This is a genomic window from Paucibacter sp. M5-1 (assembly GCF_027498415.2).
In the GTDB taxonomy this organism is placed as follows: domain Bacteria; phylum Pseudomonadota; class Gammaproteobacteria; order Burkholderiales; family Burkholderiaceae_C; genus Roseateles_E.
Genome location: NZ_JAPZLM020000001.1, coordinates 2,317,608 through 2,331,671 on the forward strand (window position 1 = coordinate 2,317,608; position 14,064 = coordinate 2,331,671).

13 protein-coding genes and 1 pseudogene are annotated in these 14,064 nt (G+C 60.3%); 3 read left to right on the forward strand and 11 right to left on the reverse strand.

The genetic code is table 11. The annotated features are described in order from the left end of the window. The first annotated feature begins 12 nt into the window (after positions 1 to 12). Positions 13 to 849: a universal stress protein gene (locus tag O5M90_RS10840; protein WP_262970110.1), complete on the forward strand. Its 837-nt coding sequence runs from the start codon at positions 13 to 15 to the stop codon at positions 847 to 849. A gap of 12 nt (positions 850 to 861) precedes the next feature. On the opposite strand, the gene O5M90_RS10845 is transcribed toward O5M90_RS10840, so the two are convergent. The 3 genes from O5M90_RS10845 to O5M90_RS10855 all read right to left on the reverse strand — a co-directional run bounded on the left by O5M90_RS10845 (position 862) and on the right by O5M90_RS10855 (position 2,532). Then, complete coding sequence (locus O5M90_RS10845) at positions 862 to 1,605, reverse strand: tRNA-uridine aminocarboxypropyltransferase (RefSeq protein ID WP_269838574.1); 744 nt, start codon at positions 1,603 to 1,605, stop codon at positions 862 to 864. A gap of 32 nt (positions 1,606 to 1,637) precedes the next feature. Beyond that, a complete protein-coding gene (locus tag O5M90_RS10850) occupies positions 1,638 to 1,925 on the reverse strand; it encodes a hypothetical protein (protein WP_269838573.1) in 288 nt (95 codons plus the stop codon). 238 nt (positions 1,926 to 2,163) lie between these two features. Continuing rightward, positions 2,164 to 2,532, reverse strand: a complete 369-nt coding sequence (locus tag O5M90_RS10855; protein ID WP_269838572.1) for a DUF1428 domain-containing protein — start codon at positions 2,530 to 2,532, stop codon at positions 2,164 to 2,166. Between the two features lie 467 nt (positions 2,533 to 2,999). Here O5M90_RS10855 and O5M90_RS10860 point away from each other — a divergent pair, with 467 nt between their 5' ends. Both O5M90_RS10860 and O5M90_RS10865 read left to right on the forward strand, forming a co-directional pair. Next, positions 3,000 to 4,364, forward strand: a complete 1,365-nt coding sequence (locus O5M90_RS10860; protein WP_269838571.1) for a tyrosine-type recombinase/integrase — start codon at positions 3,000 to 3,002, stop codon at positions 4,362 to 4,364. Between the two features lie 38 nt (positions 4,365 to 4,402). Next, on the forward strand, positions 4,403 to 4,555 hold the full coding sequence (locus tag O5M90_RS10865) for a hypothetical protein (RefSeq protein ID WP_269838570.1): 153 nt from the start codon (positions 4,403 to 4,405) through the stop codon (positions 4,553 to 4,555). A gap of 330 nt (positions 4,556 to 4,885) precedes the next feature. Here the strand turns inward: O5M90_RS10865 and O5M90_RS10870 are convergent, their stop codons facing one another. The 8 genes and pseudogenes from O5M90_RS10870 to O5M90_RS10905 all read right to left on the reverse strand — a co-directional run bounded on the left by O5M90_RS10870 (position 4,886) and on the right by O5M90_RS10905 (position 13,829). Beyond that, positions 4,886 to 5,608, reverse strand: coding sequence for a response regulator transcription factor (locus O5M90_RS10870; protein ID WP_269838569.1), 723 nt, complete (start codon positions 5,606 to 5,608; stop codon positions 4,886 to 4,888). A gap of 561 nt (positions 5,609 to 6,169) precedes the next feature. After that, positions 6,170 to 7,966 (reverse strand): DEAD/DEAH box helicase, encoded by a 1,797-nt coding sequence (locus tag O5M90_RS10875; RefSeq protein ID WP_269838568.1) that lies wholly within the window; start codon positions 7,964 to 7,966, stop codon positions 6,170 to 6,172. A gap of 245 nt (positions 7,967 to 8,211) precedes the next feature. Further along, the gene (locus tag O5M90_RS10880) at positions 8,212 to 9,738 is read right to left on the reverse strand and encodes a methyl-accepting chemotaxis protein (protein WP_440402018.1); all 1,527 of its coding nucleotides are present in this window, start codon (positions 9,736 to 9,738) and stop codon (positions 8,212 to 8,214) included. A gap of 70 nt (positions 9,739 to 9,808) precedes the next feature. Next, positions 9,809 to 10,279, reverse strand: coding sequence for a cache domain-containing protein (locus O5M90_RS10885; RefSeq protein ID WP_269838566.1), 471 nt, complete (start codon positions 10,277 to 10,279; stop codon positions 9,809 to 9,811). 447 nt (positions 10,280 to 10,726) lie between these two features. After that, positions 10,727 to 11,146, reverse strand: coding sequence for an NAD(P)H-dependent oxidoreductase (locus tag O5M90_RS10890; RefSeq protein WP_269838565.1), 420 nt, complete (start codon positions 11,144 to 11,146; stop codon positions 10,727 to 10,729). Between the two features lie 168 nt (positions 11,147 to 11,314). Continuing rightward, the gene (locus O5M90_RS10895; protein ID WP_269838564.1) at positions 11,315 to 11,944 is read right to left on the reverse strand and encodes a hypothetical protein; all 630 of its coding nucleotides are present in this window, start codon (positions 11,942 to 11,944) and stop codon (positions 11,315 to 11,317) included. A 552-nt stretch (positions 11,945 to 12,496) separates the two neighbouring features. After that, positions 12,497 to 13,032 (reverse strand): annotated as a pseudogene (locus O5M90_RS10900) (IS3 family transposase). A gap of 197 nt (positions 13,033 to 13,229) precedes the next feature. After that, entirely contained in the window at positions 13,230 to 13,829 is a 600-nt protein-coding gene (locus O5M90_RS10905) for an FMN-dependent NADH-azoreductase (protein WP_269838563.1), read from the reverse strand. Positions 13,830 to 14,064: the final 235 nt, after the last annotated feature.

Genomic DNA, 14,064 nt, shown 5'->3' on the forward strand with positions numbered 1-14,064 from the left:
CAGGGCCCCCCGATGAGCTATCGCAGCCTTCTCGTCCACCTGGATCAGACCCCGCAATGCACCGAGCGCAGTCGACAGGCCATCGCGCTGGCGCAGCGCATGGAATGCCATCTGGTCGGCCTGGCGCCCACCGGGCTGCTGAATTTTCCGGTGGTTCCCGAGGCCGGCGCGGCGCTGGCCGAGTTCAACACCATGGCCTGGGAGCTGCTGCAGCAGCAGGCCGATCAGGCCGCCGCGCTGTTTCGCGCCGCCTGTGCCGCCGCTGGTCTGCGCTCCTGCGAGGTGATCGTCGACCCGGCGGACACCGCGTCCTCGCTGGTGCGCCATGCCCATTGCTCGGACCTGCTGCTGATGAGCCAGCCCGACCCCGACAGGCCCGGCCACACCCAGGCGCGCGCCGTGCTCGAGCAGGTCCTTTTGCACAGCGCCCGCCCCACCCTGCTGCTGCCCTATGCGGCCAGCTTCAAGACCCTGGGCCAACGCGCCCTGGTGGCATGGGATGACAGCCGCGAGGCCGCACGCGCCCTCAACGATGCCCTGCCGCTGCTGCGTCAGGCGCAAAGCGTGCAGCTGCTGAGCTGGCGTGAGAGCCTGGAGGATGAAGACCTGCGGCCGCGGCTCGCGGCGCTGCAGCAATGGTTGGCCTGGCAGGGCGTGGCCGCCGAGGCCCGCGAGGAACGCAGCGAGATCGGTGTGGCCGAGGCCCTGCTGTCGCGCGCGACCGATCAGGACGCCGACCTGATCGTGATGGGCGCCTATGGCCACTCGCGCTGGACCGAGCTGGTGCTGGGCGGAGCCACACGCGGGCTGCTGGACGCGATGACGGTGCCGGTGCTGATGTCGCACTGAGGCCTGCGGCCCTCAGCGCGGGGGCGCGGCCAGGTCGCGCAGCCGCTGGTGGGCCGCGTCCTGCGGGTCCGGCGGCACGCTCTGCCGCGCGCTCAGGTAGCGGGCGCTGAACACATCCAGATAGGCCTCCAGCGTCTGCGCGGCGTACAAATCGCCGGCCAGGGCCAGGCATAGCGCGGCCACTTCGGAGGTGCAGAAATGGTGCTCGTGGCTGGAGCGGCGCAGGCGGTAGCGCGAGAGCTGCTCGGGCCTCAGGCTCAGCACCGGCAAGCGGTCCAGATAAGGGCTTTTGCGGAAGATCTTGCGCGCCTCGGACCAGGTGCCGTCCAGCAGCACGAACAGCGGGCGGCGCCCGTCGGACGGCGGCGGCGCGGGCTCGCTGACCACCCGCTCGGGCGCCGCCACGAACTCGCCGGGAAACACCAGATAGGGCTGCCACTGCGGATCGGCCAGCAAGGCCGGCAGCGCCGGATCGACCGCGACGCGGGACCAGGCGAAAGCGTGGGTCTGCGGAAGCACATCGGCCACCAGCCAGCCCGTGTTGCTGGGCTTGAGCGGCTCGAACTCGGCCATGATCAGGCACAGGGCCGCGCGCGGCGGTGCCACCAGCTGCGGCCGCAACGCACACATGCAGTGGCTGGGAATCAGGCGGCAGCGCGCACAGCGCTCTTTGCGGGGTGTGCCGCGATCGAGATGGGGGCGGTTGCTGCTGTGCGCGAGGCAGGCGGCACGCAGGCGGGAAACGGCATGGGGCATCCGGGCAGTCTAGGGGCTGCCGGCGCCCCGGCTCAATCGCTCCAGCTGAGCATGGGGCCGAGCCGGCGCTGCGCGATGAAGACCGCCTCGCGCAGCGACAGCGCGGCGCCGCCGTTGTGCCAGTCAGCATGGGGCAGGTCGAAGAGCACGTAGTAGCAGTCGGCGACGCGATCGCGCGCGAGTTCGGGCGGGTCGTCGTCATCGCCGCTGCCCATGAGCAGGTGGTGGTGCACGATGCGGACGTGGCAGGCGCTGACCCCGCCATGAAACCACAGGCCCTGCTTGACGCAGGGCAGGCGCTCGAGATCCTTGTTGTCCATGTCTCCGGCCTCCATTGGGGGTCGCTGTGCGACTCAGGGGCTGAACAGTTCTGATGAAGGACCTGCAAGCCCGCAGGGGCGCGGCCTGTTCTTGATCCTCGCCCTGCCCGTCTTATTCAGGCCCGCCGTGCAGCGTATCAAGGCTTGCATGACCCTGTCGACCTATGTCGCCGACTTGCCGGCGCGCGAACAGGGAGTGTCGGCCGACTGGATGCTGGCGCCCCGGCGACACCCCTGTTCAGGCCTTCACTTCGACCACCTGCTCGAAGCCGCCGAAGATCATGCGTTTGCCGTCGAAGGGCATCGGCGGGTTGCCGGGTGTGGCGGGATCCATGCGCGGGTCTTCCATCATCTTCTTCATACCTGCGTCGCGTGTGGCCTTGTCAGGCCATTCGACCCACGAAAAAGCCACCGTCTCCTCGGCCGTGGCCTGGACTGCGCGGCGGAAGTCGGTGACTTTGCCGTCGGGAACATCGTCGCCCCAGGCTTCGATCACACGGATCGCGCCGAGCTCGATGAATAGCGAATCGAAATGACGCGCGTGCTCTATGAACTGCTGCTTGTTGGCGGTGGGGACCGCGATCACGAAACCATCGATGTATGGCATGTCTTCACTCCTGTTCAGTTGAACGCTCGGCGCGCCCACCTGAGGATGGCGCCTCGCATCTCATCGACGAATGACCGGCATCCATATCGACATAGCACGCCGGCAGGGAGGACAAGCCTACTCGACAGAGTCATCACCGAGTCAGTCGTCGCGGCGACCTCAGCGCGGCGATGAGCTGAGCACTTTGGGATGTCCACACCATGTCCCAGAACGCGCCCTGAACCGAAAGCAGCAAGGGCCTGCATACGCAAGCCCTTGATTCGCAAACATAATTTTTGGTAGGCCGTGCAGGACTTGAACCTGCGACCAAAGGATTATGAGAACTTCAAACCGGGATTTTGCGAGATTTTTCGGGACGAGCATATCCTTATAAATCAATAGGTTACGTCTACCGCCGTTCCAGGCGATCTCTTAGCATCCTCTCTGAAACTGGCACCAGACTGGCACCAGGAAATTGGAGGACAAAAATGAGCGGACTGGCACCAGCGTCTTTGGCGCTGCCAAAACAGCTTCTGGCGCTGCCCGCCGGAGCCTTCATCACGATCGAGAAGTTGGAGCAAGGCGGCTCCTTGCAGGCGCGCAGATTGAGTACGGGCGCGGTCCAGTTCTACTGGCGTTACGCAAACGAGGGCCGCACGCACCGCGAGCCGCTCGGCCCCTACGACCCGGTGTCGCCGCCCAAGAAGCTGGAGCCGACATCACGTGGCTTGAGCGTCGCTGCCGCCCGCGAACGGTGCCGCCAGCTGTCTCTCAAGCATACGAAGCTTCAAGGCATCGGTGGTCTCAAGGAGGCCAAGGCCATTGAGCGCCGGCAGTATGTGGCCGACAAGGAGGCTGCGGCGACCCGGGCCACGCATTCGCTGGGCAAGCTGCTTGATGATTACGTCAAGCACCAGGCGAACCAAGGCCGTATCAGCGCCCGCGAGGCGAAGAACCTCTTCGATCTGCATGTGGTGAAAGCCTGGCCAGCGCTGGCCCAGACGCCGGCAAGCGAAATCACCCAGGACCAGGTGATCGACATGCTGCGACGGCTGACTGAGCAGGGCAAGGGGCGCACATCGAACAAGCTCCGCGCCTATCTGCGGGCGGCCTTCCAGTGCGCCGTCGATGTGCGCGTGACAGCGTCGATTCCGGTCGCATTCAAGGCCTACGCCGTTCAGACCAACCCGGCAGCTCAGACGCGCCGCGATGGGCGCTTCGACGGCGCGGACAAGCGTCCGCTGAGCGCCGATGAACTCCGCACCTACTGGCACTTGATCGAGAAGCTGCCGGGGCTGCGCGGTCGTTGCCTGCGCATGCACCTGCTCACCGGCGGCCAACGCATTGAGCAGCTCGTGCGTCTGCGCTGGGCGGACGTACGCGCCGACTCGATCACGATCCATGACACCAAGGGCCGCCCAGGGCGAGGCCCGCGAGCACACACTGTGCCCATCATCAAGGCGGCCCTGCGCGACCTGCAGGGATTCGAGCGCGTCGGCGACCATGTCTTCTCCACGACGAAGGGCGTCAAGCCCATCTCAGGCACGACCTTGTCGGGCTGGGCAGCGCAGGCTGTCGGTGATGCGATTGAAGGTTTTCAGCTCAAGCGCGTTCGATCAGGCGTAGAGACGCTGTTGGCTGCGAACCGCATCAGCCGCGAAATTCGCGGGCACGTTCAATCGCATGGGCTTACTGGCATCCAAGCGCGGCACTACGATGGGCACGACTACATGCTGGAGAAACGTGAGGCGCTCGAGCTGCTGGCGGGTGAGCTCACTGGCGCTGTAACGCGGTCCAAGGCCGCCAAGCCTCGGCGCGAAACGGCTTCAGCGAGCCTGCGTACGACGCGCTAACCAGACAAGCACCAATCGCCAGTCTTACATTGCCATCGATGCGAGCCAATACCGCCCTCGCCTTCGACGACGGCGCTTCTGTCGCCGACCTCAAGTCGCGCATCACATCTGCACGACTCACTGCGGCGCGTGCCGTCAACTCGGAACTGGTGGGCTTGTACTGGGACATCGGCCCCGCCATTCGCGAATAGCACGCTGTGCAAGGCTAGGGCGACAGTGTTGTCGAGCGGCTTTCCAGAGACCTCAAGCGATCCTTCCCCGTCACGACCGGCTTCTCGGCGATGAGTCTGTGGCGCATGCGCCCGATGCACGAGACCTACACGTCGCCGACCTTCCTCTCATAGCTTGTGAGAGACACAGCTCCGCACATCAAGGCGGCAAAGCCCAAGCGTGCAAGCAGAGTCCTCCGAGGCAAGAAGGATGCATACACTTGCTAGATTCGGACAAAAGGTGAAAGACGCGGCAACAGTTGGCCACTCAATCATCCGGATCGAACCGCATAGAGAACTGAATCACGCCAATCAACCAACTGGGGTCGGCTGAGCCGTGATCCACTCCTGCCGGTGACTTGGCGGGAGCCGCCTCTCAGTAGCTGGCTGCGTTCGCAGGGCAACAACCTGCCTCAGCGGAGAACCTGGGCCGAGCAATCCCTGGTGGGCGGCAAGCACTGTCGCTTGCGTTCTGCTCCTGGCCCCCAGTTTGTCAAGTACCGCCTTTGCGTGTGACTTCACTGTTCCCAGTGCGATGTTCAGCTCGGATGCAATCAGCTTGTTCGAAAGACCGCTTGCCATCAATCGGAGGATCTCGCTCTCCCGGAATGTCAATGGTGTGCGCGTCAAGCTAATCGCGACGTGCGCTGCGGCGACTTCGCACAGGTAAGGCGAGCCTCGACCCACGACACGAACCGCCTCCACGAACTCATTGATCCCGCAGCTGCCAAGTAAATAGCCTCCAACGCCTGACTGAAGTGCAGCCCGTACGTCAGACTCGCTGTCCCGCCATGTGATGACGACGACTCGCGGAGAGTTCTGCGCTCCCGATGCGCGGAAACGATGATGATGAGTCCACGCCATACCGCTGTCGTAATCGCAAATCACGACCTCGGCCTCCGGAATTGAGCCGCTGCTGGGCGACGTGACCACCTTTATGCCAGGGGCATCCATCAGCGCGGCATTGATACCTGCCGCAAGCAAAGGATCGTTGTGGCGCGTAAGCGCTCGTAGGGGATTGAAGAGCGAATTCAAGGTCTTCTCTCCGGTTGCTGCTGATGGGTCGGAGTCTAGGTGAGCAGTGCTGGGCAGGGTTGGAGAAGTCCGTTAATTGGCGTTAATCCCGCTTCGCATGTATCCGTCCGGCCAATTCATCTTGAAGTCGCCAAGCGCAACTGCAAGGATCGTGTCCGCCTCGTCGTGGACATAAACATCCACGGCCGGCCACCGGACTTCAAGGTGACTTGGGCGGACGTATACCCAACGACAACCAAGTGCCACATAGCGTGAGTCCGTTCGGCGTAGGCCACGGACTGCATTCGCTGCAAAGCTGCTCGTCAGGTCTGCCAAGCCTAAGCACTCCCGGCATGCAGGCGAGTCATCTCCGCCTCACGACGCCTTTACCTCCTCGCCGATACCTTGTACTGCCAACCTCACGCGATTTCTCTGCGAGCCGCTCGCGCTGCTCAATCAGGGAGCCCATCAGCACTCGAATCTTCGTCGGCAGCGATGGCGATAAGCCTCGGCCTTCATGCGGGTAACGATACGCGCAATCCGTCCCGTTGTAGCCATCCCTCACCGTCACGGGGATAGCAATCACACCAAGGCCTTCGCGAAGGCGCCGTCGCCAGAAACCGCCACGATGAGCTTTTGCGTCGCTCGTGTGGCCGCGACATAGAAGAGCTTCGCCTCGTCTGCTGGCTCTTCGCCGCCTTGCGGCATCTGTCCGACGCCCGCAATCGCCACGACTGGAAATTCCAGCCCTTTGCTGGCGTGCATTGTCATCACCTTGATCGTGTTGGCCAGTGGATCGAAGTCGCCCGAGCGGTGCCGGACATGATGTGGCAACCTTCGATAGTCCAAGCTCCTAGCGCATTGGTCCATGGTGCTGTGGTCCCGGCACAGAACAGCCATGTCACCCCACGCATGGCCTTCCTGATGCGCGGCTGATAGGAGCTCGGCAATCGTCGAGGGCTCCTGATTTGCCGTAGGCACGCGGACGATCAGGGGTTCCGGCCCGTCCCTGCCACAACTCAGCGGCTGAACCAGAGGTACGCCATCCTCGTCCTGCACGTCAGGTTGCAGAAACTCGGCTGCAACGCGATTGGCGGTTTGCAAGATTTGCTTTGTGTTGCGGTAGTTGATCTTGAGGATCGTGGTGCGGCCAGCGGCCTGTATGCCTACGCTCTTGAAGCTGAAGCCGCGAGCCCGGCTCTTGCCGTAAATATCCTGTGCGCTGTCGTACAGGATCAACAAGCTGTTGGTCTCGGGATCGACCATTTGCGTGACCAGCTTGAGCCATTCATGTTGGAAGTCATGGCCTTCATCGACCAGCACCGCCTGGTACTGCCCGGAGGGAATCTGCTTGCGGTCGACGCCGCGAATCACGTTGTGGACCATCTGGTCGAACATCCCCGGGCCTTGAGGCGGGATGGGCTGTCCGTACGCCACCAGTTGCTGTCGACACCATTTATGGAAATTCCGAACGTGCACCCTTTCGGTCAGGCCCTTGGCGGCAAACAAGGCGGCCAGCTTCACCGCCAAGGGCTCGTTGTAGCAAAGAACCAGGATGGGCCGGTTGGAGGGAGCCTTTGCCAGCAGCTCGGCCCGGTAGCCCAGGATCATCGTCTTGCCGGAGCCTGCTACCCCGTGAATTACGCGGTGGCCCTCCCCGAGGCTGCGAGCCAATTGCTCCTGCTGTATGTCCATCACGCGCATGATGCTGGGCAACTCTTGCGGATCTTCCGAGAGGAGGCTGCCCTGAACCGGGAGTCTCACCTGCGGGAACATGATCCAGCGCACCCGCTCGAGCTGTGGCACCGAGATGGCCTTGCCGAACGCATGGGGGAACATGTTCCACAGTCGCTGCTGGAACGCCTCTGGCTCTGCGGACTCCAGCATCTCGTCCTTGCAGATAACGAGATGGGGCTCGATCGCCTGGTCGAGGCCTGCCTGCTCGAATTGCTTGCGGGTGATGTTGGTGAGGACCACACCGCTCCCCCAGGGGAAGGCCAGCTTGCCGCGGTGGGGACCATCAGCATGAATTAGTTCGGCGTCTCGTTCCAAGGCGTTGACGACCTGGATCGCACAGTGGCGGGCCTGAGTCGCCGGATTGACGACCGACTTGAGTCGGTTGTCGCCGAGTATGGTCCAGGTCTCCCGGCTGGCCTCCTGGATAGTCTCGAGCAGCCAGTCCTTCGCCTCGAGGATCAAGATGCCGCGGCGGGGATGAATGATGACGAAGTCGGGGTGAGTCTGCTTAGGGCCGACGGGGACGTCATACCAAAGCATGTAGTCCTCATCGAGCTTGCGTTCCAGACGCTCTGCAATTCGCCGCTCGCCCGGCGTCATGCGCCCAGCACAGGCGCTCATTGCAGGAATTAATACCGCCATATTTTTATCCTCCTTGGGTCGGAGGATAGGGTGCTATCTGGCGCAGGAGGAGCTTGTATGTCGTGAGGAATCCACGTTTGCGGTCGGGACAGGCCTAGATGGCTCCTGTTAACTACTTGAGCTCCCCACCACCACAAATCTGTTTCGAGTAATAACTGCAATTGCGCCGCAGCACCAGTGCGCCGACGCTTAGTTCGCAAGCCCATTCAGATACCTCAGTGGGAGTCAAACCTAAGCTAGGCCAGTTAGAGCTTGAAGAGGCTGACGACCTCAACCATGCGCACGGCCTGTTGGTTCAGGCTCTCGGCTGCAGCGGCTGCTTCTTCCACCAGTGCGGCGTTCTGCTGCGTCACCTGGTCGAGCAGGGTGATAGCCTGATTGATCTGGCCGATGCCGCTGGTCTGTTCGTGGGCGGAGGAACTGATCTCGTTGATCAAGATGGCCACGCTCTTGACTTGGCTGACGATGTCGTTCATCGACTCGCCGGCCGAGCCAACCAGGCGGCTGCCCACGTCCACGCGCTCGACACTGGCGCCGATCAGGGCCTTGATTTCCTTCGCAGCCTCGGCCGAACGACCAGCCAGGCTGCGCACCTCGGAGGCAACAACCGCGAAGCCCCGGCCCTGTTCGCCGGCACGCGCCGCTTCCACCGCAGCGTTCAACGCCAGGATGTTAGTTTGAAAGGCGATGCCGTCGATGACGCCGATGATGTCGCTGATCTTGCGCGAGGCCTCGCTGATGCCCTCCATCGTGGCTACAACCTGACCGACCACCTCGCCGCCCTTGGTCGCGGCAGCGCTGGCCGAGCTGGCCATATCGTTGGCCTTGCGCGCCGTCTCGGCATTGTTCTTGACCGTAGCGCTGAGTTCTTCGACCGAGGCCGCAGTCTCTTCCAGGCTGCTTGCCTGGCTTTCGGTGCGCTGCGACAGGTCGGTATTACCGGCAGCAATCTCGTTCGCCCCGGTTGAGATGTTCTCAGCGCCGTGACGCACCTCACTGACCATGCGCGACAGGCCGTTGCGCATCTCCAGCAGGCCGTTGAGCAGCTGGGCCGCCTCGTCGCGGCCGCTGATCTGAATGTCGCTGCCGAGGTCTCCGCGCGCCACTCGTTCGGTGGCGGCCAGCGCGGTCTGTAGCGGACCGGTGATGCTAACGGTGAGGCGCCAGGCCATCAGAGCGGCGGCGGCCAGTACCAAGATGCCGGCCGCGCTGATCAAGCCGACAATGGCGCTGTTACCGGCATTGGCATGCTCAGTCGCATCCACGCTGTTGGCCTTCTGGATCTTGATGAATGCAACCAGCTCGACCACAGCCTTGTTGAGCAGGGGATCGATCTTGTCAGTGATGATCTTGGCGGCCTGCTCGGTGTTGAACTGCGCAGCCAAGTCCACCGCTTCCTTGAAGAAGGCGTCCATCTGGCTATCGATCTCACCCAGCCGTGCCAGCAGCGCCTTTTCATCGGCGCTTAGCTCGGTCGCTTCGAGCTTGTTCTTGGCGGCGAGATAGGCGGCGCGCTGCTTTTTCGCTTCGGCCTCATTGCGCTGTACGTCTGCGACTTCGGTCTGCAATCCCATATTGCGCACGGCTACGGCGCTGCTGAGCAAACTGTTGCGCATCTCGTTTGCGACATCCTCCTGCGCCGCAGCGCGCTGCAGGGTCTCCAACAGCGCCGTGCGGCTAGCGCCATTGCTGAGCATTGCGCCCACAAGCATCACGATTGCTGCCAGCAGGATAAGGCCAAAACCGAGACCCAGACGGAGCCCAATTTTCATACTTCGTAAATTCACAGATAGGTCTCCGCTGAGTTTTTTACATTGACGCCGTCGCTTCAGGAGCGTTCGACTACTGTTTGTAGATACCTGCGCCAATCACCGTGTCGCCCGCACGCTCAACATAGACGATCTTGGGTTCGAGTTTCTCCGTGACTGGGTTGCGGAACTTGAACTCACCGGTCCAACCCTTGCCCTTGGTCTTTGCCGTGTCGAGGACCATCTGCACGATCATCTTGCCCTCCGGATCCCTCAGACCGCTGAGGTCCTTGCCGACCAGCTTCGCGTTGGCGCCATGGGCCAGGTTCTTTCCGGTCATGTCGTAGACGAAGACATAGAGGTCCCTATCTTTGAAGGACTTGCCGTTGGTGAACTCTTCATAGGCCTTGTCGGGACCGTTGGCCTTGATGTAGGTGACGGCCTTCTTGACCATGGCTTCGGCCTCGGCGGCGGTGCCGTACTCGGCCGCATGGGCGGCCCCCACAAGGCTCAGGCCCATCAGGCCCACGCCCATCATTGTTTTGAAGGCAGCAAGAAATTTCATGGGAAGTTCTCCGTAATCAGCTTGGCGGTAATGCCTGGCCGGCGGCAGTCAGTCGGCAGGCGGGAAGACGCTGGGGCAGGTGCAGCACACCGTGGCGGTCACCAACCCTCAGACTTGAAAAGTTTGATCGCTCTCCTCCCGGACCATGCGGCCGATAAACCGCGCCAGATCCCGTCAAACGCAGCCTTCGTTTCCGAAGAGGGAAGTTGCGTCGGGTGTGGAGAAACAAGCTGGGTTCCATTAATAGTTGTCGAGTTCCGGTGCTTCACGAGCCAGCGCCTCAATGTCATCGAACGAAAGATCACCGCATGGCGTGGAACTCGCAGCATTTGGAGTTAAGGCGTGTGGACGGCAACTTGGCCACTCAAGAATCTGCGTCGGGCTGAACAGCGTTTGCATTGTTTCAGCGCGCCCTTTCTCCCAACAGCATCGAAAGCCGGACCAAGCTCAATAAATGTCCGGGCACCTCATCTTGAGCGATCTGCTGATGACGGCCAGGATGGTGTCCACCAGACCAATTGAACTGACCCCTGCGCGCAGGACGTGGTCAAACCAGGAGCGCAAACGGGTTGAAATACCGAAGTTGCAAATCGGTGCGCCGATAACTACTGTGTCGGCAGCCCTAAGCTTCGATATCAATTCATCCGATATATGAGGTGCCGCATGCTCCGTGACAGTGTCGGGATACGGCAGAATTCCAGCAACATTAGCTGCCGCCAGGTGCGAAATATGCTCCGAACCAAAATCTCGACGAATGAATGTAGATCCAGGAGATGCCCGCAGAAGTCGCTGAACCGCCTCTCCTACTAAGGCCCTTGAGACAGAGCCACCTCCGGGCACACCGTTATTCAGAATCAAAATATTCAACGCGACCGCCTTGTATTTGATTGACTTGCTGATCGCAGCTTAGCCTCTGCCGACCCACGCGAGCGAAACCTCAAGGGATGAGTTTATGCTAGTCCTTTAGGCCGATTGACTTCCTACAATAGGCTGCTAGGTTGCGGCGATTTACTCAGCTTCACAATAGCCGTCGCTTCAATACTTGAATTCCTTGTAGTCAAGTTCAGGAACAGTTTTCGCAAAAATCCGCTCCATTTCAGAAAGCCGGACCTTACTGGCAGCATACATTAAACGCTCAGTACATGCCTGACCCAGTCTCGACGAAATATGCGCATTAACCTGCAATGCACCGACAATGGCAGAAACCTCAATCGCCTTTCGAATTTCAGGATTATTCTTCATGTAGATGTCGGCGTTAGCCTTGACCAAGATTGCGTGGGTGATACGTCCCAAAGCAAGCATTTTCAGCAAAGACTCAATCTTGTTTGCGCTCTGCTGCTGAGCGCCGAACGAAGTGAGTTGTCCGGGGATCTGAAAGCCGCGCAACGTTCCTATCACTGAATTACCATCCAGGGGGTAACGATATGCAGGCATTCTGGTATATAGCGCCACCTGCATATTCATCATCGGCACTCGCACGCCATTCGGATCGACTCCCTTCAGGCTAGCCTCACCCATCAAAAGAACTTGAGCGCGCCCCGCTGAAAAGTCGGCGATTGCTCGCGAATAGGGAACCTCGCCCAATTCAAATTCGAGCCCTGACACCTTGAGGATACGCTCGGTGAGTTCACGCATCAAGGCAGTTGATCCCACCATCACTTCCATGTCAGAGCGGTCCACTAGCGTAATGTGAACGGCGTGAATTTTTGAAGTGCATGGAGGTATCCCAATAGGACCAGCCAGGCTCGGCAAAGAGAACAAGGCAAGCAACGGGGCAGCTAAGGCCGTGTGCCGAACCGTCTCTAAATTCGTCAACACAGTAAACCATACTCGCCAGCCAGAGTTAGATCCGCGATTAATGTTGGTGTGGACTACCTTAGACACTGCTTCGCACCAAAGTCGGACAATTCGAGCTACAAGAATATATTCGAAACAGATCATATTCAATGGAAACTTTGACCAACGGCCACAGTCTAAGCCGATGACTACGCAATTGAGCGCACAATCAATAAGTAGGCCGCGACACCAACAGGCAGTGCCGTGAAAGCGCCTGAAGCGGCTGCATTGCGGGCCGCTATGCATACTTTCTTCGGAAGACTTACACCCGGCCGCCCACCCTAATCATTGAGTGATATTAGCTTGAGCAGTGATACTGAAGCTCTTTCAAAAATATTCTTGCTTTCGGTATAAAGCGAGTTGTGCGCTGCCTCTGCATCATCATTTCTCGAATCGCCCCGGGGTTCCCCAGACACATTTGAACCGTTGGAAATGGCGTCTATCGAACTCCGCCGGCAACGAATCACTGGCAGTGTCGTGATGGCGGCTAGGGTTGTAGAGCACCTCGATGTAGTTGAAGAAATCGGTTCTGGCGTGATCGCGGGTCGAGCAGTTCTGGCGGCGGATGCGTTCACGCTTCAGCAGTTGGAAGAAGCTCTCGGCCACGGCGTTGTCGTGGCAGTTGCCGGGACGGCAAATGCTGCTGACTTGGTTATGGTCGCGCAGGAAGTCCTGTCAGTCGTGGCCGGTGAACCGGACTGCTTGGCAAACTGCGTTGCAGCCTTTTTGAGGATGTCGCGCTCCTCGGTCACGCGCTTGAGCTCGGACTTCAAGCGGCGCAGTTCGTCGGTTTGCGCCAGCTGGACCTGGCGCTCGCCAGGTGGTGTTCGGCGCGCCTTCATCCACTCGTACAGGCTGTGCTGACTCACGCCAAGCCCGGCCGACACGTCGGCCACCTTCTGCCCAAGCTCCGTGATCTACTTGACCGCTTCAGCCTTGAACTCTTCAGGGTATCTCTGCTTACTCGTGGCACCTCCTAATGGTCCTCAGGTTTGAGGCTCAGAGGTGTCTAGAAAACCCGGGGCGACTTAATGGTGGAGCTAGTGGCATCAACAGGAGACTGCTTGTTCATCACAGCTACTTTCAATTCAAGCTTGTAGGTCGGCGAACTGAGTCACGCCAACAATGCAATAGCTTGCCGAGCAGCGGCAAGAGATGCCTCTCGAACATCTGGCGCGTAGTTGGTCATCTCGGCCCGAATGAATGTGACGTCCGTTAGCCCCATGATGCCAAGCAGATGCCGGAGATAGGGCTCCTGAAAATCGAGTTCTCGACCTACTCCCTCAGAACAAGAGCCTCCTCGGGACTTGACGACGATGACGCGCTTGCCGGTCAGCAACCCCTTAGGCCCTGACTCTGAGTAGCTGAATGTGACGCCTGCGCGCAAGACGTAGTCAAACCAAGAGCGTAAACCGGTTGAAATACTGAAGTTGTACATCGGTGCGCCGATGACTACTGTGTCGGCAGCCCTAAGCTCCGATATCAGTTCATCCGATATATGACGTGCCGCATGCTCCGTGATCGTGTCGGGATCCGCCCGAATTCCGGCAACATTAGCTGCCGTAAGGTGCGGAATAGGCTCCGAACCAAAATCTCGACGAACGAATGTAGAGCCAGGAGATGCCCGCATAAGTCGCTGAACCACCTCTCCAACCAAGGCCCTTGAAATAGAGCGGTCCCCGAGCACACTGCTATTCAGAATCAAAATATTCAACGCGTCCGCCTTGTATTTGATTGATTTGTTGGTGGCAGCTTAGCCTCTGCAGGCGCACGCGAGCGAAACTGCAAGGACTGAGTGCATGCTATCCCTTTAGGCGGTTTACTTTCCCCCAATAGGCTGTTAAGAGGTGGCGAGTGCGGTAGTGATGTCGGTTATAACTGGCGCCGGCGGTCAGAATTGAGATCTCCCGGCTCCCTCCATCGCACATTCGGCCATCGGGAGCGGACAA

Excerpts from the sequence above, each read along its gene's own strand:
- O5M90_RS10840 (WP_262970110.1), top strand. The coding sequence starts at position 13 with ATGAGCTATCGCAGCCTTCTCGTCCACCTGGATCAGACCCCGCAATGC.
- O5M90_RS10845 (WP_269838574.1), bottom strand. The coding sequence starts at position 1,605 with ATGCCCCATGCCGTTTCCCGCCTGCGTGCCGCCTGCCTCGCGCACAGC.
- O5M90_RS10850 (WP_269838573.1), bottom strand. The coding sequence starts at position 1,925 with ATGGACAACAAGGATCTCGAGCGCCTGCCCTGCGTCAAGCAGGGCCTG.
- O5M90_RS10855 (WP_269838572.1), bottom strand. The coding sequence starts at position 2,532 with ATGCCATACATCGATGGTTTCGTGATCGCGGTCCCCACCGCCAACAAG.
- O5M90_RS10860 (WP_269838571.1), top strand. The coding sequence starts at position 3,000 with ATGAGCGGACTGGCACCAGCGTCTTTGGCGCTGCCAAAACAGCTTCTG.
- O5M90_RS10865 (WP_269838570.1), top strand. The coding sequence starts at position 4,403 with ATGCGAGCCAATACCGCCCTCGCCTTCGACGACGGCGCTTCTGTCGCC.
- O5M90_RS10875 (WP_269838568.1), bottom strand. The coding sequence starts at position 7,966 with ATGGCGGTATTAATTCCTGCAATGAGCGCCTGTGCTGGGCGCATGACG.
- O5M90_RS10880 (WP_440402018.1), bottom strand. The coding sequence starts at position 9,738 with ATGAAAATTGGGCTCCGTCTGGGTCTCGGTTTTGGCCTTATCCTGCTG.
- O5M90_RS10885 (WP_269838566.1), bottom strand. The coding sequence starts at position 10,279 with ATGAAATTTCTTGCTGCCTTCAAAACAATGATGGGCGTGGGCCTGATG.
- O5M90_RS10895 (WP_269838564.1), bottom strand. The coding sequence starts at position 11,944 with ATGGAAGTGATGGTGGGATCAACTGCCTTGATGCGTGAACTCACCGAG.